17 protein-coding genes are annotated in these 21,989 nt (G+C 71.4%); 4 read left to right on the top strand and 13 right to left on the bottom strand.

The genetic code is table 11. From position 1 onward, the window contains the following. Nucleotides 1–78: 78 nt before the first annotated feature. Entirely contained in the window at nt 79–936 is an 858-nt protein-coding gene (gene htpX, locus PP1_RS20270; RefSeq protein ID WP_010243150.1) for a zinc metalloprotease HtpX, read from the bottom strand. 148 nt (nt 937–1,084) lie between these two features. Here htpX and PP1_RS20265 point away from each other — a divergent pair, with 148 nt between their 5' ends. The 3 genes from PP1_RS20265 (at nt 1,085) to PP1_RS20255 (ending at nt 4,990) form a co-directional block, all read left to right on the top strand. Next, nucleotides 1,085–1,846 carry an enoyl-CoA hydratase gene (locus PP1_RS20265; protein WP_010243148.1) on the top strand — a complete coding sequence of 254 codons (762 nt, stop codon included), beginning with the start codon at nt 1,085–1,087 and terminating at the stop codon, nt 1,844–1,846. Between the two features lie 127 nt (nt 1,847–1,973). Next, nucleotides 1,974–3,908, top strand: coding sequence for a 2-oxoacid:acceptor oxidoreductase subunit alpha (locus tag PP1_RS20260; protein ID WP_010243146.1), 1,935 nt, complete (start codon nt 1,974–1,976; stop codon nt 3,906–3,908). Further along, nucleotides 3,905–4,990 carry a 2-oxoacid:ferredoxin oxidoreductase subunit beta gene (locus tag PP1_RS20255; RefSeq protein ID WP_010243144.1) on the top strand — a complete coding sequence of 362 codons (1,086 nt, stop codon included), beginning with the start codon at nt 3,905–3,907 and terminating at the stop codon, nt 4,988–4,990. Before PP1_RS20260 ends, PP1_RS20255 begins: the two co-directional genes overlap by 4 nt. Before the next feature lie 72 nt (nt 4,991–5,062). On the opposite strand, the gene PP1_RS20250 is transcribed toward PP1_RS20255, so the two are convergent. Next, on the bottom strand, nt 5,063–6,211 hold the full coding sequence (locus tag PP1_RS20250; protein WP_010243142.1) for a sunset domain-containing protein: 1,149 nt from the start codon (nt 6,209–6,211) through the stop codon (nt 5,063–5,065). Nucleotides 6,212–6,371: 160 nt separating this feature from the next. On the opposite strand from PP1_RS20250, the gene rarD reads away from it, so the two are divergent. Then, on the top strand, nt 6,372–7,304 hold the full coding sequence (rarD, locus tag PP1_RS20245; RefSeq protein ID WP_010243140.1) for an EamA family transporter RarD: 933 nt from the start codon (nt 6,372–6,374) through the stop codon (nt 7,302–7,304). Between the two features lie 232 nt (nt 7,305–7,536). On the opposite strand, the gene PP1_RS20240 is transcribed toward rarD, so the two are convergent. From PP1_RS20240 to nuoF, 11 genes are all read right to left on the bottom strand, one after another. Next, nucleotides 7,537–8,646: a DUF222 domain-containing protein gene (locus PP1_RS20240; protein WP_249266052.1), complete on the bottom strand. Its 1,110-nt coding sequence runs from the start codon at nt 8,644–8,646 to the stop codon at nt 7,537–7,539. A gap of 277 nt (nt 8,647–8,923) precedes the next feature. Then, nucleotides 8,924–9,901 (bottom strand): polyprenyl synthetase family protein, encoded by a 978-nt coding sequence (locus PP1_RS20235; RefSeq protein ID WP_050802602.1) that lies wholly within the window; start codon nt 9,899–9,901, stop codon nt 8,924–8,926. Nucleotides 9,902–9,949: 48 nt separating this feature from the next. Further along, nucleotides 9,950–11,575: an NADH-quinone oxidoreductase subunit NuoN gene (gene nuoN / locus PP1_RS20230; RefSeq protein WP_010244244.1), complete on the bottom strand. Its 1,626-nt coding sequence runs from the start codon at nt 11,573–11,575 to the stop codon at nt 9,950–9,952. Next, nucleotides 11,572–13,230, bottom strand: coding sequence for an NADH-quinone oxidoreductase subunit M (locus PP1_RS20225; RefSeq protein ID WP_010244247.1), 1,659 nt, complete (start codon nt 13,228–13,230; stop codon nt 11,572–11,574). The genes nuoN and PP1_RS20225 overlap by 4 nt, the downstream gene beginning before the upstream one ends. Further along, nucleotides 13,227–15,122: an NADH-quinone oxidoreductase subunit L gene (gene nuoL / locus PP1_RS20220; RefSeq protein ID WP_029240153.1), complete on the bottom strand. Its 1,896-nt coding sequence runs from the start codon at nt 15,120–15,122 to the stop codon at nt 13,227–13,229. Before nuoL ends, PP1_RS20225 begins: the two co-directional genes overlap by 4 nt. A 72-nt stretch (nt 15,123–15,194) precedes the next feature. Then, nucleotides 15,195–15,494 carry an NADH-quinone oxidoreductase subunit NuoK gene (nuoK, locus tag PP1_RS20215; RefSeq protein ID WP_010244252.1) on the bottom strand — a complete coding sequence of 100 codons (300 nt, stop codon included), beginning with the start codon at nt 15,492–15,494 and terminating at the stop codon, nt 15,195–15,197. Next, nucleotides 15,491–16,345: an NADH-quinone oxidoreductase subunit J gene (locus tag PP1_RS20210; protein ID WP_010244255.1), complete on the bottom strand. Its 855-nt coding sequence runs from the start codon at nt 16,343–16,345 to the stop codon at nt 15,491–15,493. Before PP1_RS20210 ends, nuoK begins: the two co-directional genes overlap by 4 nt. Beyond that, the gene (gene nuoI / locus PP1_RS20205; protein ID WP_010244258.1) at nt 16,342–16,881 is read right to left on the bottom strand and encodes an NADH-quinone oxidoreductase subunit NuoI; all 540 of its coding nucleotides are present in this window, start codon (nt 16,879–16,881) and stop codon (nt 16,342–16,344) included. The genes PP1_RS20210 and nuoI overlap by 4 nt, the downstream gene beginning before the upstream one ends. Beyond that, complete coding sequence (gene nuoH, locus PP1_RS20200; RefSeq protein WP_029240154.1) at nt 16,882–18,126, bottom strand: NADH-quinone oxidoreductase subunit NuoH; 1,245 nt, start codon at nt 18,124–18,126, stop codon at nt 16,882–16,884. It abuts the gene before it with no gap. A gap of 41 nt (nt 18,127–18,167) precedes the next feature. Further along, nucleotides 18,168–20,609 (bottom strand): NADH-quinone oxidoreductase subunit G, encoded by a 2,442-nt coding sequence (locus PP1_RS20195; protein ID WP_010244264.1) that lies wholly within the window; start codon nt 20,607–20,609, stop codon nt 18,168–18,170. Further along, nucleotides 20,606–21,988 (bottom strand): NADH-quinone oxidoreductase subunit NuoF, encoded by a 1,383-nt coding sequence (gene nuoF / locus PP1_RS20190; protein WP_033200784.1) that lies wholly within the window; start codon nt 21,986–21,988, stop codon nt 20,606–20,608. Before nuoF ends, PP1_RS20195 begins: the two co-directional genes overlap by 4 nt. Nucleotide 21,989 lies beyond the last annotated feature (1 nt).

The raw sequence follows: 21,989 nt of genomic DNA, 5'->3' as shown, positions 1-21,989 counted from the left end.
GGGGAGCTCTGCTCTCCCACTACATCGCGCGCGAACCCCCGGACCGTTACGAATTCGCGACCTCCGCCGGGTCCGGCATCAGCGGACCATCGCCTGCAGGCGCGCGATCCGGTCCTCGATCGGCGGGTGCGTGGAGAACCAGCGCGCGGCCTTCTCGCCGGGCCGGAACGGGTTGGCGATCATCAGGTGCGACTGCGAGGTGAGCCGCGGGTCCGGCGGCAGCGGCGCCGCGGCCGTCCCGTACTTGAGCTTGTGCAGCGCCGACGCCAGCGCCAGCGGGTCGCCGGTCAGCTCGGCACCGGAGGCGTCGGCCTGGTACTCCCGGGACCGGCTGACCGCCATCTGCACGACGCCGGCGGCGATCGGCCCGAGCATCGCGACGAGGATGATCGCGATCGGGTTCGGCCGGTCCTCGTCGCCACCGCCGAACAGCGAGCTGAACATGGCCATGTTCGCGATGAAGGACACCGCGGAGGCCATCGCACCGGCCACCGACGAGATCAGGATGTCGCGGTTGTAGACGTGGCTGAGCTCGTGCCCCAGCACCGCGCGCAGCTCCCGCTCGTCGAGCAGCTGCATCAGGCCCGTGGTCACGCACACCGCGGCGTTGCGCGGGTTGCGGCCGGTGGCGAACGCGTTCGGGGCGTCGGTCGGGCTGATGTAGAGCGCGGGCATCGGCTGGCGCGCACGCTGGCTGAGCTCGCGGACCACGCGGAACAGCTGGGGGTACTCGGCCTCGGTGACCGGCTGGGCGTGCATCGAGCGCAGCGCCAGCTTCGCCGAGTTGAAGTAGGCCCAGCCGTTCATCGCGAACGCGATCACGACGGCGACGACCAGGCCGCCGCGACTGCCGATCACCCCGCCGATCGCGATGATCAGGGCGCTCATCGCGCCGAGGAGCACGGCCGTCTTCAGACCGTTCATGTGGCTGTGCACGCCGCCCTCACCTCTCCGTGCGGTCCTGTGGGGGTTCACCGGGTGAACGGGCGAACCGGGCGCAACGTTCCGAGGTGTGACCCACGGCGTCCCGCTCCCCGGAACCCGACGGGTGCAGCCCGCCGTTCCGGCGTGGATGATCCGTGGCATGAGCGACATCGAGGTCCGGACCGAGATCACCGACGGCGTCGCGGTGCTCACCGTGTCGAACCCGGCGCGACGGAACGCGCTCAACCTGGAGCTCTCCGGGAGGCTCGTCGAGGCCGTCGACGCGGCGAACGCGAACCGGGACGTCGGCGCGATCGTCGTCACCGGCGAGCCGCCGGCGTTCTGTGCCGGGGGCGACCTCGCGGAGCTGCAGGAGGCCGACCCGGAGACGCTGCGGCGCGTCTACTCGGGCTTCCTCGCCATCGCGGCGTCGCCGCTACCGACCCTCGCCGCGGTGAACGGTGCCGCCGTCGGGGCCGGGATCAACCTGGCGCTGGCCTGCGACGTCCGGCTCGCCGGGCCCACCGCGAGGTTCGACGTCCGCTTCATGCAGCTGGGCCTGCACCCCGGCGGCGGGTACACATGGATGGCGCACCGCGCACTGGGCGCGCAGGGGAACGCGGCGATGACACTGTTCGGCGACGTCCTCGACGCACGGGACGCCGAACGGGTGGGCCTCGCGTGGCGCGCCTACGACACCGACGAGGACCTGCGCGCCGGTGCGATGGAGCTGGCGGGGCGCGCGGCGGCGGCGCCGCGGGACCTCATCACGACGACGAAGGCCACCATGCGGGTGACGTCCCGGCTCGACGCGCACGCCGACGCCACCGACATCGAGGTCCGGGCGCAGGCCGAGACGGTGCACACCGAGGCGTTCGCCGAGCGCGTCGCCGCACTGCAGAAGAAGATCAGCAAGAAGTGACCGGACTCACTCCGGCGACGGCACGAACCCCTGTGACGTGCGACAGGGCGACGGGACGTCGTTGCGAACCGGCAGTTAACCTCGACTTAGCACCGCACTTCCGACGGAACCGGGGGCCGATCTGCCCATGACCACCAGCGACACCCCTGTCGAGGCTCGTGACTCCGAGGTCGTCCAGCGCGATCGGGTGGTGATCCGGTTCGCGGGTGACTCCGGTGACGGGATGCAGCTCACCGGTGACCGTTTCACCTCGGAGACGGCCAACTTCGGCAACGACCTGTCGACCCTGCCGAACTTCCCGGCCGAGATCCGGGCACCTGCCGGGACGCTGCCCGGGGTCAGCTCGTTCCAGCTGCACTTCGCGAACTACGACATCCTCACCCCGGGTGACCGCCCGGACGTGCTGGTCGCGATGAACCCGGCGGCGCTGAAGGCGAACATCGGCGACCTGCCGCACGGCGGCGTCGTGATCGTCAACACCGACGAGTTCACCAAGCGGAACCTGACCAAGGTCGGGTACGAGGCGAACCCGCTCGAGGACGACTCCCTGGAGCCCTACGCCGTGCACGGGGTCGCGATGGCGACCCTGACCCGCGGGGCGCTGGAGGAGACCGGGCTGTCGAAGAAGGACGCCGAGCGGGCGAAGAACATGTTTGCGCTCGGGCTCCTGTCCTGGATGTACCACCGGCCGAGCGAGTCGACCGAGCGGTTCCTGCGGGAGAAGTTCGCGAAGAAGCCCGACATCGCCGAGGCGAACGTGCTGGCGTTCCGCGCCGGGCACGCCTATGGCGAGACGACCGAGGCGTTCGCGGTGACCTACGAGGTCGCGCCGGCGAAGCTGGACCCGGGCACCTACCGCCAGATCACCGGCAACGCCGCGCTGGCCTACGGGATCGTCGCCGCCGGGCAGACCACGAGCCTGCCGGTGTTCCTGGGCACCTACCCGATCACCCCGGCCTCGGACGTGCTGCACGAGCTGTCCAAGCACAAGTCGTTCGGGGTCACCACCTTCCAGGCCGAGGACGAGATCTCCGGTGTCGGTGCCGCGCTCGGGGCGAGCTTCGGCGGCGCGCTGGGCGTGACCACGACCTCCGGTCCGGGTGTGGCGCTCAAGGCCGAGACCGTCGGTCTGGCGGTGGCTCTGGAGCTGCCGCTGCTGGTGATCGACGTCCAGCGCGGCGGCCCGTCGACCGGGCTGCCGACCAAGACCGAGCAGGCCGACCTGTTGCAGGCCCTGCACGGCCGCAACGGCGAGGCACCGCTGCCGGTGATCGCACCCTGCACCCCCGGCGACTGCTTCATCGCCGCCGTGGAGGCCGCCGCGATCGCGGTGAAGTACCGGACGCCGGTGATGCTGCTGTCGGACGGGGCGCTGGCCAACGGCTCCGAGCCGTGGAAGATCCCCGACGTCGAGTCGCTGCCCACCGTCGACCCCGGGTTCGCGACCGAGCCGAACGCCCCGGACGGCTCCGGCGAGTTCTGGCCCTACCTGCGTGACCCGGAGACCCTGGCGCGGCCGTGGGCGATCCCGGGCACCGCGGGGCTGGAGCACCGGGTCGGTGGCCTGGAGAAGGCCGACGGCCGCGGTTCGATCTCCTACGACCCGGACAACCACGACCGCATGGTCCGGCTGCGCCAGGCCAAGATCGACGGCGTCGAGGTGCCCGACCTGGCCGTGGACGACCCCGACGGTGACGCCGACGTGCTCGTCATCGGGTGGGGTTCGACCTACGGCCCGATCAACGCCGCCGCACGGCGGGTGCGCAAGCTCGGCCACTCGGTCGCGACCGCGCACCTGCGCAACCTCAACCCGATGCCGGCCAACCTCGGCGAGGTCCTCGGCGCCTACCGCACGGTGCTGTGCCCGGAGATGAACCTCGGGCAGCTCGCGATGCTGCTGCGCGCCGAGCACCTGGTCGACGTCAAGAGCTACACCAAGGTGGCCGGGCTGCCCTTCGGCGCCGAGGAGCTGCAGGACGTGTTCCTGGACTACCTCACCGGCAAGCACCCGGAGTCGGCCACCGGCCCCGGCACCACAGCGATCACTGGAGCGCAGGCATGAGCGCCACCGACCTGGGTCTGCCCTCGATCGGCGGACTCGACGGCGTCCCCACCACCGACGCCAAGCAGACCGCGAAGGACTACACCTCCGACCAGGAGGTCCGCTGGTGCCCCGGCTGCGGTGACTACGCCGTGCTCGCCGCGGTCCGCCAGTTCCTGCCCACCCTGGGCATCAAGCGCGAGAACACGGTGTTCGTCTCGGGCATCGGCTGCTCGAGCCGCTTCCCGTACTACCTCAACACCTACGGGATGCACTCCATCCACGGCCGCGCCCCGACGATCGCCACCGGCCTGGCCACCACGCGCCCCGACCTGTCGGTCTGGGTCGTCACCGGCGACGGCGACGCGCTGTCGATCGGCGGCAACCACCTGATCCACGCGCTGCGCCGCAACGTCAACATCAAGATCCTGCTGTTCAACAACCGGATCTACGGGCTGACCAAGGGCCAGTACTCCCCGACCTCCGAGGTCGGGAAGGTCACCAAGTCCACGCCGATGGGATCGGTGGACCACCCGTTCAACCCGATCTCGCTGGCACTGGGCGCCGAGGCGTCGTTCGTCGGCCGGGCGCTGGACTCCGACCGCAAGAGCCTGCAGGCCGTCCTCCAGGCCGCCGCCGAGCACCGCGGCTCCGCGCTGGTCGAGATCTTCCAGGACTGCCCGATCTTCAACGACGGCAGCTTCGACGTCCTGCGCAAGGGCCAGAACGAGAACCGTCTCGTCCCCGTCACCCACGGCGAGCCGATCCGGTTCGGCGCCGAGGGCGACGACGGGCTCGGCACCCACGCCGTCGTCCGGTCCGGGTTCGGGCTGAAGGTCGTCGAGGCCGCCACGGTCGACGCCTCGGAGATCGTCGTCCACGACGCGACCGACCACGAGCTCGCGTTCGCCCTGTCCCGCCTGTCGGACCAGGACCTGACCCACACCGTCACCGGCGTGTTCCGCGACGTCGCCCGCACCACCTACGACGACGCCGCCCGCGCCCAGGTCGAGGAAGCCACCGCGGTCCACGAGGGCGGCCAGGCCGGCAGCGCCGACCTGCAGGCCCTGCTCAACGGCCGCGACACCTGGACGATCATCTAGGACAGGTCACGACGACGACGGCCCCGGCGCTCCACGAGTGCCGGGGCCGTCGTCGAGTTGCCGCGGTGGCGGTCAGCGGGATCCGGGTCGCTCGTGCCAGGCGATGAAGCCGGCGGCACGGGCGTCGTCCTCCGCGGTGAAGTACAGGTCGGCGCGGGTGCGCACGTAGTACGGGGACTCCGTCGTGTGGAACCGCCGGGATCCGCTGTGCACCTTGACCCGGTGGGACTCCGGCGGCTCGGCGCCGTCCGTGGGCGCCAGGACCGATCCGGGGAACGGGCCCGGGCGCGATCCCTCGGGAACCGGGTCGGACGCCGCGGCCGGCCCGATGAGCCGGGAGTCCAGGGCGGCGAGCGCCGACCCGCCGGACGACGGCCTCCCCGTCCGGGACGACGCCGTCACGGGCTCCGGCGGGGCCGGCTCCTCGGACAGGTCGAGATCCGGGAGCGGCTGCGGTGCGACGCCGTCGCGCAGGGCGTGGCGGCCGGACGGTTCCGCGTCGTCGGTGGTGCCGTCCTGCTGCCGCGGGATCGAGACGGGGGCGCCCTCGCCGTCGTCCGCGGTGCGGGAGGTGGCGGTTGCGGCCGCCCCGGTCTCCGGGGCCACGGTGTCCGCATGCGCGGCGTCAGGGGCGGCAGCGTTCGGGTTCGTGACGTCCGAGCCGGTGGCGGTCGGGACCGCATCGGGACCAACGGCGTCCGGGACGGCGGCACCCTGGGCGGCGTCGTCGGGACCCGCGGCATCCGGGTCCGTGGCGTCCCCGTCCACGGCGATCGGGGCCGCGGTCTCCGGCGTCGCGGCCTCCGAGGTCGCGATCTCCGGCGTCGCGGCCTCCGGCGTCGCGATCTCCGGGGTCGAGGCGGAGATCTCCCCCTCGTTCTCCGTCACGGAGGTGGGCGGACTCGCGGCTCCGCCCGGCCCTGTACCGGCGCCGGGACCGTGGTCCACGGACCGCTCCCCCGCCGTCACGGTCGCGGGCCCGGCCGACCGGTCCACCGCGGACGGAGACGCGTCGTCCGGGCCGTCCCCCGGAGGCTCGGCGTCCGGCGAGGGCGTGTGCGCGCGGGGGTCCGGCTCCGCACCGCCCGGACCGGCGTCACCGGACGTCTCCGCCGTGACGGCGTCGTCCGGGCCGGCGTTCCGCCCCCGTGCCCGGACCACGACGAGCCCGGCCACCACGAGAACGACGACGACCGCGAGCAGTACCCACATCCAGCCCATGACCGGACCTCCGTCCGCCGGGTGTTCCCCGGCGCTGTTCCTCGGTAGCGCACGTGCCTGGTATCGGTATCACGGATCGTGCGTGCCGGTAAGCCGGTCGCGCGCCCGCGTGCCCGTACCGGATCATGGTGCCCGTGACGGGGCTCGGAACGGTAACGCGATGACGGCGCATTCGCCCGAACGAACCACCCCCGAACGGGACGAGCTGGACCCGAAGGGACTGGCCACCGGCGTCACCGCCTACGTGATCTGGGGGCTGTTCCCGGCGTTCTGGCCGCTGCTCGATCCGGCGGCGCCGGTCGAGGTGCTCGCCCACCGCATCGTCTGGACGGCGGTGCTCATGTCCGTCGTCCTCACCGTCCTGCGCGGTTGGAGCGACCTGCGCCGGCTGGACCTGCGCGGCTGGTGTGCGACCGCGGCGGCCGCGGTGTTCATCGCCGTCAACTGGGGAATGTTCATCTGGGGCGTCTCGGTCGGCCGGGTCGTCGAGGCGGCGCTCGGCTACTACATGACGCCGCTGGTGGGGGTACTGCTCGGCGTCGTCGTGCTGCGGGAACGGTTGCGGCCGATGCAGTGGGTGGCGCTCGCCCTGGCGGTCGTCGCCGTCGGGGTGATCGCGTTCGGCAACGGCGAGGTCCCCTGGCTGTCGATGGTCCTGGCGGGCTCGTTCGGGATCTACGGCCTGTTCAAGGCCACGGTGCGGCTGCCCGCCGCCACCAGCCTGACCGCCGAGGGGCTGGTGCTGCTCGTCCCGGCGACGATCTACCTGCTCGTCCTGGAGTCCGCGGGCAGCGGGACGTTCGTGTCCCTCGGCCCGTGGCACCTGCTGCTGATGCTCTCCGCCGGGCCGGCCACGGCGCTGCCGCTGTTCCTGTACGGCTCCGCGGCCCGGCGACTCCCGCTCTCGACACTCGGGGTACTCCTCTACATCAACCCGACACTGCAGTTCCTGTGGGGCGTCCTCGTCGTCGGCGAGGCCATGCCACCGACCCGCTGGGCCGGGTTCGTGCTCGTGTGGCTGGCCCTGGTCGTCTTCACGATCGACCTCGTCCGCCGGGCCCGACGGGCACCCGTCGCGCCGGCGGTCGCCTGAGGGCCGGCTCCGAGCCAGGAGAGCCGGTCCGCGGCGGAGCAGGGCGGGTCAGCACCGACGGCCTGCGCAGGTCGGTCATCCGGGCGCCCGGTAGGTGTGCCCCGTGGGGGTCGTGGTCCGCACCGCGCCGTCGGGGCCCCGCGCGACGCGCCACCCCGCCTGCTCCCGGACATGGTTGTGGAACTCGCACACACCCCTCCCGTTGTCGAACTCGGTCGCTCCCCCGTCGGCATCACGGCGGATGTGATCGATATGCCGCACCGGGGCATCGCAGTACGGCTCGGTACACCGGTTCCCCGGCCCGCGCCCGCACCAGGCGCGCCAGCAGCCCGGTGAAGGTGCGCTGGCGGGAGTCCCCGCCGATCACGACACCGTCGGAGGTGATCAGGCGGCGCAGGGTCTTCCTCCCCTCGCTCGTGGCGAGGAGTTCGACCGGGACGGGGCCGTGGCCGGGGATCTCCGCCGGCAACGGCGACTCCGGATCCAGCAGCGCCTCGATCGGCACCACGACCTGGACCTCGACATCCACATCGGTCGCCATCGCCTGTCCGGTGAGGCGCTCGACGAGCGTGTCGGCCATGACCTGACCGCGGGTCCGGGTCAACGGTGCCGGATTCACCGACACCTCGGTGAACGCCTTGTTCAGGGCGGCCAGACACGCCACACCCTGCTCCACCGGCAGATACGCGGTCAGGAAGGTCATCGCATCCGGCGCCGGACGCAGGGTCACGCGCCGTTCCGCCCGTGCGGACTCCACGCGGGCGAGGAACTTCCCCGGCGCGACCTCGGCGGCGAACCGGCGGGCAAGATCCCGCAACCGGCCCAGACCGAGCCTGGTCAGATCGTGCGCAGCCAGACGAACATCCACCGCGGCACGCTCAGCACGGTCCAGACCCGAACACGCGGCCACCACCACCGCCACCTTCGCCGAGCTCAACTCACCGGCCCCGAACAACCCACGCACATGATCGAGACCATCGTGCAGATCCCGGGCCGTGCTCACCCGACGCCGCGCCTCGGCCGGCGACACCCGACAGGCCAACCCGACCTGCGCCACCACCCCACGCAGCAACCGATCCGGATCGACCTGCCCGGCCGCGATGCCGTTCTCCACATGGAGCCGGGCAAACGCCCGCACCCGAGTCGCCTGCAACGCCGCCAAGGAGTGCTGCACCGACTCCAGCTGCTGAATCTGATCGATCAACTCCGCCTCGGACACACCGGACAGGTCGTCCTGCGCGGCCTGCTCCACCGCCAGCTGCACCAGCGCCAGATCGACCTGAGGGAACCCCGGATCCCCGGCAGGCAGTCCGGTGCGTGGAGGTTCCTGGACCGCGGTCATACAGTCGAAGGTACTCGACCATATGTTCGATCCGCTAGTAAACGTTCGCGATAGCAAACTCCTGACCAGGAAGGAGAGTGCTGCCGCCCGGCATCCCGCCACCGTTCGGGACGGATACGGCCCGGAGCCGGAAGCCGGCGGCCACCGCGTGTCCGCACGGCGTCCGACACAGATGGTGTCTCAGCGCATCGAGGACACCGAGCAACCCGCCGGGCGGCCGCCGAGGCCGCCGCCGGCCCTGCTCCCGACGAAAGCGCCCGCCACCGGCGGACCGGGCTCAGCCGGTCCGCTCGACGGTGTAGTCGGTCAGGGTCCGCAGGGCGTCGATCGCCGGACAGGCCGGGAGCACCGCGAGCTCGGCCCGTGCCCGGTCGGCGTAACCCGCGACCGTCTCCCGTGCCCGGACCAGCGCGTCGCCCGACCGGAGGAGGTCGAGGGCCTCGGCCACCTCGTCGTCGTCGGTGATGGGGGCCGCCAGCAGCTCCCGCAGCCGCCGCGCCGACGGCGAGTCGTCCCCGTCGCGCAGTGCGTACAGCATCGGCAGGGTGTGCACGCCCTCCCGCAGGTCGGTCCCCGGGGTCTTGCCGGAGTCGTCCGCGGGGCTGGCGATGTCGATGATGTCGTCGGAGATCTGGAACGCCGTCCCGATCACGTCACCGAACCGGTGCAGCGCCTCGATGTGCTCGGTGGGGGCCCCGGAGAACATCCCGCCGTAGCGGCCGGACGTCGCGATCAGCGACCCGGTCTTCTCCCCGACGACCCGCAGGTAGTGCTCCACCGGGTCGTCCGACGGCTTCGGGCCGCGGGTCTCCCGCATCTGCCCCGTCACCAGCTGGGCGAACGTCTCGGCGATGATGCGGACCGCGTCCGGGCCGAGGTCGGCGACCAGGCGCGACGCGTGCGCGAACAGGAAGTCGCCGGTCAGGATCGCGATCGAGTTGTCCCAGCGGGAGTTGGCCGACTCCGCGCCGCGGCGCATCGCGGCCTCGTCCATGACGTCGTCGTGGTACAGCGTCGCGAGGTGGATCAGCTCCACCACCGCGGCCGCCGTGATCACGCCGTCGCGTTCCGGATGCGGCCCCACCTGGGCCGCGAGCAGCGTGAACAGCGGCCGGAACCGCTTCCCGCCCGCCTCGATCAGGTGCAGCGAGGTCTCGGTGACGAACTCGTAGTCGCTGTGCACCTCGCGGTGCAACAGGTCCTCGACCCGCTTCAGCCCGTCCGCCGTGGCCTCCGCCAGGGCCGGATCGGCCATCCGGACCCCGGCCACACTCTGTGTCTCCACCCCCACAGCGTACGAACGTCAGCCCGCGAACGCGCCGCTGGCGGCCCATTCGAGGACGGGTGTGGGAAGAATCCCCAGTACCAGCGTCGCGAGCGTGCCCAACGTGATCGCCACGGTGGTGAACGCACCCGGCACGACGACGGTCGGGCCGTCCTCCGCAGGCTCGCTGAAGTACATGAGCACGACGATCCTCAGGTAGAAGAACGCGGCCACCGCCGACGCGACGAGCGCGATCACGACGAGCGGCACCATCCCGTCCGCCGAGGCGGCCGAGAACACCGCGAACTTGGCGGTGAACCCGCTGGTCAGCGGGATTCCGGCGAGCGCGAGCAGCAGGAACGTCATGATCCCCGCAGCGAGCGGGGACCGCTTCGCGAGCCCGGCCCAGGCCGACAGGTGGCTCGCCTCGCCGTCCGGGCCGCGGACCAGCGACACCACGCCGAACACCGCGACCGTGGTGAAGCCGTAGGCGAGCAGGTAGAAGAGCAGCCCGGCGGTGCCCTGCGGGGTGAGGGCCATCGCGCCGAGCAGGATGAACCCGGCGTGGGCGATCGACGAGTAGGCGATCATCCGCTTCACGTCGGTCTGGGTCAGGCCGAGCACCGCGCCGACGACCATCGACACGATCGCGACCGCCCAGAGCACGCCCCGCCACTCCCAGACGGTGCTGCCGAACCCGACGTAGAGCACGCGGGCGATCGCCCCGAACGCGGCGACCTTCGTGCAGGCCGCCATGAACGCGGTGACCGGTGTCGGGGCGCCCTGGTAGACGTCCGGCGTCCAGGTGTGGAACGGCGCCACCGACCCCTTGAACAGCAGCCCCACCAGGAGCAGGGCGAGCCCGGCGAACAGCAGCGTGTCCGACGCGAGCGTGCCCGCGGTGGCCTGCGAGATCGCGCTCAGCCGCACCGACCCGGCGTAGCCGTAGAGCAGCGCGATCCCGTAGAGGAAGAACGCCGAGCCGAAGGCACCCAGCAGGAAGTACTTGACCGCCGCCTCCTGCGACAGCAGCCGCCGGCGACGGGCCAGGCCACACATCAGGTACAGCGGGAGCGACAGCACCTCGAGCGCGATGAACATCGTCAGCAGGTCGTTGGCCGCGACGAACGCCATCATCCCGCCGAGCGCGAACAGCACGAACGGGAACGGCTCCGTCTGCATCGTCGGCTGCTCGTCCGGCGCGCCGTAGGAGCGGTCCACGTGCTCGGGAGGTGCCCCGCCACCGGTGGCGGGGACGCCGGCGCGGGCCGCGGCCCGCTCGGCCGCGGAGGCCACGAACACCCCGCCGGGTTCGACCGACCGGTCCGCCAGCAGGAGGAGGCTCGGGATCGCCAGCACGATCAGCGTGCCCCACAGGAACAGAGCGGGACTGTCGACGGCCAGTGCCGCGCCGAAGGTGAGCACCGGCCCGGGCGACGACAGCGCGTACCCCGCCAGTGCCACCAGCGCCGCGACCAGGGTGATCCCGGTCCACAGCACCTGCACCGGCCAGCGCTGGTGCCGGGGCAGGAACGCCTCCAGCAGCACCGACACGCAGGCGCCGGCGAACACGATCCACAGCGGCGAGGACGCCGCCCAGTCGATCGGTGGCATCTCGATCTGCGTCACCTGCGCCGGGAGGGCCGTCGGGAGCAGCACGGTCATCGGATCCCTCCAGCGGGCACCGGGTCGGGCAGGCCGAGCTCTGCCATGGTCGCCGTCACCGACGGGTTGATCAGGTCGAGCACCGGCGCCGGGTAGAAGCCCAGCACGACGATCGCGACGATCAGCGGCGCGAGCACGCCGATCTCACGGCCGGTGAGGTCCGGGAAGCCGCTGCCCTTGCGTTGCGCAGCGACCACCGGGTCGATCATCGACCCGGGCCCGCCCGCGCCCCCGCGCTCCAGGGCCGCGATGACGGCGTCGCCGCGGACCGGGCCCTGCATCGTGCGCTGGTAGAACCACAGCACGTAGAGCGCGGCGAAGATGATCCCGACGGTCGCGATGATCGTGAACACCGGGCGGGTCGGGAACGACCCGAGGAGCACCAGGAACTCCGAGACGAACGAGTTCGTGCCCGGCAGCGCCAGCGACGACATCCCGGCCAGCAGCAGGCAGCCCGCCATCACCGGCGCCAGCTTCGCGACACCGCCGTAGTCGGAGATCAGCCGGGACCCACCGCGGCTGATCAGCACGCCGACCATCACGAACAGCATGCCGGTCGAGAGACCGTGGTTGACCATGTAGAGCGTCGCCCCGGCGAAGGCCTGCGAGGAGAACGCGAACACCCCGAGCGCGATGAACCCGAAGTGCGCGACCGACGTGTAGGCGACGAACCGGCCCATGTCGGTCTGGCCGACCGCGAGCAGCGCCGCGTAGACGATCCCGGCGACCGCCAGCACCAGCACCACCGGCGCCATGATCTGGCTGGCCTGCGGGAACAGCGGCAGCAGGTAGCGGAGGAAGCCGAACGTGCCGACCTTGTCGAGGACGCCGACGAGCAGCACCGCCCCGACGATCGGGGCCTCGGCGCCGGCGTCGGGCAGCCAGGTGTGGAACGGCACCAGCGGCGCCTTGATCGCGAACGCGACGAAGAAGCCGAGGAACAACCACACCTGGGTCGACGGCGGCACGCTCGCCGCCATCGTCTGCAGCTCGGCCCAGGTGAAGGTCCCCTGCCCGAGCTGCTGCTCGCTGACCACGAACAGGCCGATCAGCGAGGCCAGCATGATCAGGCCGCCGAGCAGCGAGTAGAGGAAGAACTTCACCGCCGCGTACTGCCGCCTCGGTCCGCCGAAGCGACCGATCAGGAAGTACATCGGGACCAGCATGGCCTCGAAGAACACGTAGAACAGGAAGACGTCGGTCGCGGCGAAGACGCCGACCAGCGTCGCCTCGGTGGCCAGCAGCAGCGCGAAGTAGCCGGCCGCCGAACGCCCCTCGGGCAGCTTCTCCGCCCAGGCGAACAGCATCAGGCCGGGCACGAGGAACGCGGTGAGCGCGATCATCGCCAGCGCGATGCCGTCGACGCCGAAGGCGATGTGGGTGCCGAAGGCCGGGATCCACGGGAGCGAGAACTCCAGCTGGAAGCGGGTGCCCGCCTGCGCCGAGGGGATCGAGTACATCCCCCAGGCGACGACGACGAGCACGAACTCCAGCAACGCCGTCGCCATCGCGACGGCCTTCGCGGCGGGCACGTTGCGGCGCAACGGGTACATCACCAGCGCGCCGGCCACCGGGACCAGCAGCAGGACCAGCAGGAACGGGTTCCCACCGGACCCGGGGACGATCGGGTCGACCATCTGGGCCTGGGCGATCATGCGAACCTCACCGCCAGCATCGCCGCGACGATGATGACCCCGCCGCCGAGCATCGATAGGGCATAGGACCGGACGAAGCCGGTCTGCATCCGGCGGAGCCTGCCGGAGCCACCGCCGAACGCGGCCGCGGTCCCGTTGACCACGCCGTCGATCCCGCGGTTGTCGAAGAACACCAGCAGCCGGGTGAGCCAGATCCCGGGCCGCTCGATGACGGTCTCGTTGAAGGCGTTCGCCCCGAGGTCGGCGCGGGCCGCCCGGACGACCGGCGAGACCCGCTGCGGGCGTTCCACCGGCACGGAGGAGCGCCCGACGAACAGGTACGCGAGCAGGACGCCGAGCAGCGAGATCCCGACGACCAGCCACGGGATCACCGCGTGCGGCAGCACCCCGCCCTCGGCCTCGACCCGCTCCCCGACCGACGGTGCCAGCCAGGTCGGCAGCACCCCGTAGAGCAGGCCACCGGCGAACACCGAGCCGAACGCCAGCACGATCATCGGGACGGTCATCGTCACCGGGGACTCGTGCGGGTGGTACTCCCGGCCGTCGGTGGATCTCAGGTCCTTCCAGCGGCTCTCACCGAAGAAGGTCATGAGCATCAGCCGGGTCATGTAGAAGCCGGTCAGGCCGGCCGCGAGCGTCGCGAGCCCGCCGAAGGTCCAGCCCTGCCAGCCGTCCTGGGCGAACGCGGCCTCGATGATCGCGTCCTTGGAGAAGTAGCCGGACAGGAACGGGAACCCGATCAGCGCGAGGTAGCCGAGGCCGAAGGTCACGAAGGTGACCGGCATCTTCTTCCACAGCCCGCCGAACCGGCGCATGTCGACGTCGTCGTTCATGGCGTGCATGACCGAGCCGGCCCCGAGGAAGAGCCCCGCCTTGAAGAAGCCGTGCGTGAGCAGGTGCAGGATGCCGAGCGCGTAGCCGACCGGGCCGAGCCCGACGGCCAGGATCATGTAGCCGATCTGGCTGACCGTGGAGTAGGCCAGCACCTTCTTGATGTCGTCGTAGGCGCAGCCGACGATCGCACCGATCATCAGCGTGACCACGCCGATGATCGAGACGACCAGCCGACCGGTCTCCGAGAGGTCGTAGACCGGCGAGGCGCGCGCGATGAGGTAGACACCCGCGGTGACCATCGTCGCCGCGTGGATCAGGGCCGAGACCGGGGTCGGGCCCTCCATCGCGTCCGGGAGCCAGGACTGCAGCGGGAACTGGCCCGACTTGCCGCAGGCGCCGAGCAGGAGCAGGAGGGTGACCGCCAGGACGGTCCCGCCGGGCACCTCGCCGATCCGGGCGAAGACCTCGGTGTACTGCAGCGTCCCGAGCTCCAGCCAGAGCAGGAAGATCGCGATGGCCAGGCCGACGTCGCCGACCCGGTTCATGATGAACGCCTTCTTCGCGGCCGTCGCCGCGGACGCCCGGTCCTGGTAGAAGCCGATCAGCAGGTAGGACGCCAGGCCGACGCCCTCCCAGCCGAGGTACAGCATCACGAAGTTGTTGCCGAGGACCAGCACGAGCATGGCCGCGACGAACAGGTTCAGCTGGGCGAAGAACCGCCGGCGGTTCGGGTCGTCGCTCATGTAGCCCACCGAGTAGAGGTGGATGAGCGCACCGACACCGGTGATGAGCAGGACGAACGTCAGCGACAGCGGGTCGAGCCGGACGCCGAAGTCCACGCTCAGCGCGCCGGACGACATCCACTCGTAGATCGAGAGCTCGCGGGTGCGGGCGTCCGGGTCGAGCCCGAGGGTCTCGACGAAGATCGCGAGGCCGACGGCGAAGGCGGCCACCACGGTCGCGACGCCGAGCCAGTGGCCCCAGGCGTCGGCGCGGCGGCCGGCCAGGAACAGCACCAGTGCGCCCGCGGCGGGGAGCGCGATCAGCAGCCACGCCAGCGACGCGGCGCCGGTGGCGGGTTCGACCGCCTGCGCGAGGGTGAGGGGGAGCTGGGTCACCGTTGTCCGCTCCTAGTACTTCAGCAGGTTCGCGTCGTCCACCGAGGACGACTGCCGGGCGCGGAAGATCGCAGTGATGATCGCGAGGCCGACCACGACCTCACAGGCGGCGACGACCATCACGAACAGCGCCATCACCTGGCCGTCGAGGTTCCCGTTGATCCGCGAGAACGTGACCAGGGACAGGTTGACGGCGTTCAGCATCAGCTCGATGCACATGAACACCACGACGGCGTTGCGGCGGACGAGCACGCCGACGGCACCGATGCTGAACAGCAGGGCCGAGAGCAGCAGGTAGTACTCGGGTGTCATCGGTCCTCCCCGGTCGCACTCGCCTCGCCCGACTCGATCGTGCGGTCGGGGGCGGGACGTCCGGTGAGCGCGTGCGCGTCCGGCGTCGTGGTGTCGGGGACGTCGACCGCGACCGACTCGATGATCTCCGCCATCGAGTCCTGTGCGATCGACCCGTCCGGCAGCAGCGCCGGCACCGCCACCGAGTTCGCGGTCGCGTAGACACCCGGGCCGGGCAACGGCGAGATCCGGGCGTGCTGCCCGCGCAGCCGTCGCAGCACCGTCTCGCGCTGCGAGAGCTTGGCGTGCTGGGAGCTCTGCGACCCGGTCAGCACCATCCCGCCGAGCGCGGCCACCATCAGCAGCGCCGCCGACAGCTCGAACGCCAGCAGATAGTCGGTGAAGATCAGCCTGCCGAGCCCGGCGACGTTCGCGCTGCCGCCCATCCCGCCCGCCTGCAGGCCGGCCGGGGTGACCTCGGTGAGGCCCCGGGAGATCCCGGCGACCAGCAGCGCGGCGAGCCCGACGCCGAACACCAACGCCGCGGCCCGCTGACCGCGGAGCACCTCGATCACCGAGTCCTTCGAGTCCTTCCCGACCAGCATCAGGACGAACAGGAACAGCATCATCACCGCGCCGGTGTAGACGATGATCTGCACGAACCCGAGGAACGGCGCCGACTGCACGATGTAGAGCACCGCGATCGAGAACATCGTCAGCACCAGCAGCAGCGCGGCGTGCACCGCGTGCCGGGCGAAGACCAGGCCGAGCGCGCCGGCCAGGGCCACCGGGCCGAGGATCCAGAACGTGATCGCCTCGCCCGTCGTCACCTCCCCGGCGGCCTGGGCCAGCACGGCGTACGGGGTTGTCATCGCACCTGCTCCCCGGTCTGGTCCAGGACGGAGACCTTCGCGAGCGTCGGCCCGGAGACGTAGTAGTCCTGCTCGTCGTCGCCCAGACGCATCGGGTGCGGCGGCTGCTCCATCCCCGGCAGCAGCGGAGCCATCAGCTGCTCCTTGGTGTAGATGAGGTCCTGCCGGTTGTCGTCGGCCAGCTCGTAGAAGTTCGTCATCGTCAGCGAACGGGTCGGGCAGGCCTCGATGCACAGGCCGCAGCCGATGCACCGCAGGTAGTTGATCTGGTAGATCGCGCCGTAGCGCTCACCCGGGGAGTACCGGGCCTCCTCGGTGTTGTCGCCGCCCTCGACGTAGATCGCGTCGGCCGGGCACGCCCAGGCGCACAGCTCGCAGCCGACGCACTTCTCCAGCCCGTCCGGGTGCCGGTTGAGCTGGTGCCGACCGTGGTAGCGGGGCGCGGCCGGGGGGAAGTCCTCGGGGTACTCCTCGGTGACGACCTTCTTGAACATCGTCGAGAATGTGACGCCGAAACCCTTGAAGAAGTCGAACATCTACTCGCTCTCCCTTCCGGCACCGACGGCCTTGCGACGCCTGGGGGGTGATTCGGGGACCTTCAGGTCCAGTGGCGGCACCGGGTAGTCCGACGCCGGTTCCACCGGTGGTGGCTCGACCTGCCGGTCCGGGAGCAGGAAGGCCACCGCGAGGACGACGGCCAGCGCGAACCCGATCAGCGACAGCAGCAGGACGACGTTGTCGCCACCGGAGCTCTGGAAGGCGCGGATGCCGAAGATCGCGACGGTCCACACCAGCATCACCGGGATGAGGACCTTCCATCCCAGCTTCATGAACTGGTCGTAGCGGAACCGCGGCAGCGTGCCGCGCAGCCAGATGAAGACGAACAGGAACAGCAGGATCTTCGCGATGAAGAGCAGGAACTGCAGCCAGCCGTACTCGTTGAGGAAGCTCAGCGGCCACGGCCACATCCCGCCGCCGAGGAACAGCGTCACCGCCATCGCCGAGACGGTCACCATGTTCACGTACTCGGCGAGGAAGAACAGCGCGAACTTCAGCGACGAGTACTCGGTGTGGAACCCGCCGACGAGCTCGGACTCGGCCTCGGGGAGGTCGAACGGGGCGCGGTTGGTCTCGCCGACCATCGCGATCACGAAGACCACGAAGCTCGGCACCAGCAGGATCGCGTACCAGCCGCTCGACTGCGACGCGACGATGTCGGCGGTGGAACCGGACCCGGCGTAGAGCACCACGCCGACCAGCGACAGACCGAGCGCGATCTCGTAGGAGATCACCTGCGCCGCGGAGCGCAGCGCGCCGAGCAGGGAGTACGGCGAGCCGGAGGCCCACCCGCCGAGCACGATCCCGTAGACACCGATCGACGAGCAGGCCAGCACGACGAGCACGCCGACCGGCACGTCGACCAGCTGCAGCACGGTCTCCTCGCCGAAGATCGTGACCTCGCCGCCGAACGGGATCACCGAGAGGGCCACGAACGCCGGCACCGTCGAGATGATCGGGGCGACGAAGTAGACCTTCTTGTCGGCGAGCGCCGGCATGATGTCTTCCTTGAACGCCAGCTTCAGCCCGTCGGCGAGGCTCTGGAGCCAGCCACCGGGACCGGTCCGGTTCGGCCCCGGACGGTGCTGCATCCGGCCGACGACCTTGCGCTCCCAGTTGATCATGAACAGGGTCAGCACGACGCCGAGCGCGAAGAGCCCGACGACCTTGATCAGGATCAGCCAGATCGGGTCGTCCGCCAGCAGTTGCTGGGTGCGCGTCATCCCCTCGATCGGAGGCGCGGGCACCTGCAGCGGCAGGAGGTTCACGAGTCGCTCCCGTTCGGGCCGGCCGGCGCCACGCCGACGAGGTCACCGTGCCCGGCCCCGAGGGTGGGCCGGACGTGCGAGCCGGGCGAGCAGGTGGGCAGCCACACGACGCCGTCCGGCAGGTCGGTCAGCGAGACCGGGAGGGTGATCGTGCCGCGGTCGGTGCGGACCGCCGCGTCGTCGCCCTCGACGAGGCCGAGGCGCTCGGCGGTGGCCGCGTTGACCTTCACGTAGGGCCGCCGTGCGGTGCCCGCCAGCGCCGGCTCGTCGATCGCGAGCGAGGCGTCGTCGACCAGCTGGCGGGACGTCGCGAGGACGGCCTGGCCGTAGCCGGGACGGCGCGCCTCACCCGGTGCCCGGGACGGTGCGGCGGTGCCCGGACGGTGCGAGCCGAGCCGGTCGAGCTCCCCGGCCGCGGCGGCCGGGGTCTGGGTGAACAGGTCGACGTCCATCTCGACGCCGAGGGTGTCCAGCACCCGGCAGTCCGGCAGGACGCCGGCCGCGTCCAGCGCGACGCCGAACGGGCGGCGGCGGCCCTCCCAGTTGACGTAGGTCCCGGAGCGCTGGGCGTCCGGCGCGACCGGCAGCACGACGTCGGCCAGCTCCGTCACCGCCGAGGTGTGGATCTCCAGGCTGACCAGGAAACCGACCTCCCGCAGCGCGGTGATCGCGGCCTGCGGGTCGGCCATGTCCTGCGGGTCCACCCCGCCGACGACGAGTGCCGCCAGCGCACCACCCGCGGCGGCCGCCAGGATGGCGTCACCGTCGCGACCGGGCCGCTCCGGCAGCGGCCCGGAGCCCCAGGCCTGCTCCAGCTCGGCGCGGGCCGCGGCGTCGGTCACCGGACGCCCGCCGGGCAGCAGGGTCGGCAGCGCACCGGCCTCCAGCGCCCCGCGGTCCCCGGCCCGGCGCGGCAGCCAGCCGATCGCCGCCCCGGTCCGCGCGGCCAGTGCCGAGACCGCCGAGTAGAGGCCGGGCGATTCCGCCGCGCGGTCCCCGACGAGGATCACCGTGCCCGGCTGCTCCAGCGCCGTCACGACGTCGGCACCGGGGTCGGCGACGACCGCGGCCTCGGCGCCCGGCACGGCGTGCAGCACCGTGGCCCCGGTCTTCTCCGCGCCGGTCGAGGTGAAGGGTCCGACCTGGAAGTGCCGCAGCCCCTTCTTCCGCCACGCCTTGCGCAGCCGGAGGAAGACGATCCCGGACTCCTCCTCGGGATCGGTCCCGACGGTGAGCACCGCCGGGGCGTTCTCGATCCGCTCGAAGGTCACCGCGTCGTCGGGGGTGCCCCCGGCGACGTGGGCGGCCAGGAACTCCAGCTCCTCGTCGGAGTGCGGCCGGGCCCGGAAGTCGATGTCGTTGGTGCGGGCGACGACGCGAGCGAACTTGGAGTAGGCGTAGGCGTCCTCGACGGTGAGCCGACCGCCGGGCAGCACGCCGATGCCGGCGCCGTCGCGGGCCGCGAGGAGGCCCTCCGCGGCGACCTGCAGCGCCTCGGTCCAGGAGGCCTCCTCCAGCTCACCGTTCTCCCGGCGCACCATCGGCCGGGTGATCCGTTCCCGGCTGCCGAGGTAGCGGAAGGCGAAACGGCCCTTGTCGCAGAGCCACTCCTCGTTGACCTCCGGGTCGTTGCCTGCCAGGCGGCGCAGCACCGTCCCGCGCCGGGAGTCGGTCCGCATGTCGCAGCCGGAGCTGCAGTGCTCGCAGGTGCCGGGCGTCGAGCGCAGGTCGAACGGCCGGGAGCGGAACCGGTACGCGGCGCTGGTCAGCGCGCCGACCGGGCAGATCTGGATCGTGTTGCCCGAGAAGTACGACTGGAACGGCTGGTCCTCGGCGATCCCGACCTGCTGGTTCGCGCCGCGCTCCAGCAGGTCGATGAACGGGTCGCCGGCGATCTCCTCGGAGAACCGGGTGCAGCGCTGGCACAGCACGCAGCGCTCGCGGTCCAGCAGCACCTCGGTGGAGATCGGCAGCGGCTTCGGGAACGTCCGCTTCGTCTCCACGAACCGGGAGTCGGCGCGGCCGTGCGCCATCGCCTGGTTCTGCAGCGGGCACTCGCCGCCCTTGTCGCAGATCGGGCAGTCCAGCGGGTGGTTGATGAGCAGCAGCTCCATCACGCCCTGCTGCGCCTTGTCCGCCCGCTCCGACGTGTGCTGGGTCTTGACGACCATGCCGTCGGCGACGGTCATCGTGCAGCTGGCCTGCGGCTTCGGCATCGGCCGGCCGCCCATCTCGACCTCGACCAGGCACTGCCGGCAGGCGCCGGCCGGGTCGAGCAGCGGGTGGTCGCAGAACCGCGGGATCACGATGCCGAGGCGCTCGCAGGTGCGGATCAGCAGCTCGCCCTTGGGGGCGTCGACGACCTGGCCGTCGATGGTGAGGCGGACGTGGCCCTCGGGGACCGGGGTCTCGGTCTTCTCGTCCGGCGCGATCGTCATGCGGTGGCTCCGGTCAGTTCAGTGCCGTTGGTCCGTTGCGCGAGCTCCACGTCCGTCAGCTGCTCCGGGCGGTCCACATCGGGCTGCTCCGCGATGAGGTCCAGGAACTCCTGGCGGAAGTACGTGATGCCGCTGGTGATGGGGGACGTGGCGCCGTCCCCGAGCGCACAGAACGAGCGGCCGAGGATGTTGTCGCAGACGTCGAGCATCATGTCGACGTCCGCGCTCGTGCCCTGGCCGTGCACCATGCGCTCCAGCACCTGCACCAGCCAGTACGTGCCCTCGCGGCACGGGGTGCACTTGCCGCAGCTCTCGTGCTTGTAGAACTCGGTCCACTTCATGACCGCCCACGGCACCGAGACGGTCTCGTTGAAGACCTGCACCGCGGTCGTCCCCAGCATGGAACCGGCCTCGGCGGCGCCCTCGAAGTCGAGCGGGACGTCGAGGTGGTCGGCGGTGAGCAGCGGCGTCGACGAGCCGCCCGGCGTCCAGAACTTCAGCGGGACGCCGTCCTTCATGCCGCCGGCCAGCTCCAGCAGCTCGCGCAGCGTGATGCCGAGCGGGGCCTCGTACTGGCCGGGGCGCTCGACGTGCCCGGAGATCGAGTAGATCTTCGGGCCGGGCGACTTCTCCCGGCCCATCGAGCGGAACCAGTCCGAGCCGCCGTTGACGATCGCCGGGACGCTCGCGATGGTCTCGACGTTGTTCACGACGGTCGGGCAGGCGTACAGCCCGGCGGTCGCCGGGAACGGCGGCTTGAGCCGCGGCTGGCCGCGCCGGCCCTCCAGCGAGTCGAGCAGCGCCGTCTCCTCGCCGCAGATGTAGGCGCCGGCACCAGCGTGCACCACGATCTCCAGGTCGAACCCGGAGCCGAGGATGTCGGTGCCGAGGTAGCCGCGCGCCTTCGCCTCACGGACCGCGGCACGGAGCCGGCGGATGCAGTGCAGCGCCTCGCCGCGCACGTAGATCGCGCAGAAGTTCGCGCGGATCGCGTAGCTGGTGACGATGCAGCCCTCGATGAGCGAGTGCGGGTCGGCCATCATCGTCGGGATGTCCTTGCAGGTGCCCGGCTCGCCCTCGTCGGCGTTGATGACCAGGTACTTCGGCTTCGCGCCGGGGCCCTTCCCGCTGCCGTCGTCCTGCGGGATGAAGCCCCACTTCATGCCGGTCGGGAACCCCGCGCCGCCGCGGCCGCGCAGGCCGGAGTCCTTGATCAGCTGGATGAGCTGGTCCGGGTGGGCGGCGAACGCGGTGCGCAGCGACGTGTAGCCGTCGAGCTGCTCGTAGGTGTCGATGGACCACGACCGCGGCGACAGCCACCGCCTCGTCAGGACGGGCGTGACCGGGTCCGGCTTGCGCACAGGCTCTGTGGTGCTCATG

The sequence above is a fragment of the Pseudonocardia sp. P1 genome (genome assembly GCF_000178675.2).
Lineage (GTDB): Bacteria > Actinomycetota > Actinomycetes > Mycobacteriales > Pseudonocardiaceae > Pseudonocardia.
Note: the sequence above shows the minus strand (reverse complement) of the source record. Positions and strands in the feature narration are given on the sequence as shown.

Bases quoted from the DNA above. Each gene is read 5' to 3' on its own strand.
- PP1_RS20235 (WP_050802602.1), bottom strand. From the start codon at position 9,901: ATGGCCGATCCGGCCCTGGCGGAGGCCACGGCGGACGGGCTGAAGCGG.
- PP1_RS20255 (WP_010243144.1), top strand. From the start codon at position 3,905: ATGAGCGCCACCGACCTGGGTCTGCCCTCGATCGGCGGACTCGACGGC.
- PP1_RS20260 (WP_010243146.1), top strand. From the start codon at position 1,974: ATGACCACCAGCGACACCCCTGTCGAGGCTCGTGACTCCGAGGTCGTC.
- nuoN (WP_010244244.1), bottom strand. From the start codon at position 11,575: ATGACCGTGCTGCTCCCGACGGCCCTCCCGGCGCAGGTGACGCAGATC.
- nuoI (WP_010244258.1), bottom strand. From the start codon at position 16,881: ATGTTCGACTTCTTCAAGGGTTTCGGCGTCACATTCTCGACGATGTTC.
- PP1_RS20195 (WP_010244264.1), bottom strand. From the start codon at position 20,609: ATGACGATCGCGCCGGACGAGAAGACCGAGACCCCGGTCCCCGAGGGC.
- PP1_RS20250 (WP_010243142.1), bottom strand. From the start codon at position 6,211: ATGGGCTGGATGTGGGTACTGCTCGCGGTCGTCGTCGTTCTCGTGGTG.
- PP1_RS20265 (WP_010243148.1), top strand. From the start codon at position 1,085: ATGAGCGACATCGAGGTCCGGACCGAGATCACCGACGGCGTCGCGGTG.
- PP1_RS20210 (WP_010244255.1), bottom strand. From the start codon at position 16,345: ATGACAACCCCGTACGCCGTGCTGGCCCAGGCCGCCGGGGAGGTGACG.
- PP1_RS20225 (WP_010244247.1), bottom strand. From the start codon at position 13,230: ATGATCGCCCAGGCCCAGATGGTCGACCCGATCGTCCCCGGGTCCGGT.
- PP1_RS20240 (WP_249266052.1), bottom strand. From the start codon at position 8,646: ATGACCGCGGTCCAGGAACCTCCACGCACCGGACTGCCTGCCGGGGAT.
- nuoH (WP_029240154.1), bottom strand. From the start codon at position 18,126: ATGACGCGCACCCAGCAACTGCTGGCGGACGACCCGATCTGGCTGATC.
- nuoF (WP_033200784.1), bottom strand. From the start codon at position 21,988: ATGAGCACCACAGAGCCTGTGCGCAAGCCGGACCCGGTCACGCCCGTC.
- nuoK (WP_010244252.1), bottom strand. From the start codon at position 15,494: ATGACACCCGAGTACTACCTGCTGCTCTCGGCCCTGCTGTTCAGCATC.
- rarD (WP_010243140.1), top strand. From the start codon at position 6,372: ATGACGGCGCATTCGCCCGAACGAACCACCCCCGAACGGGACGAGCTG.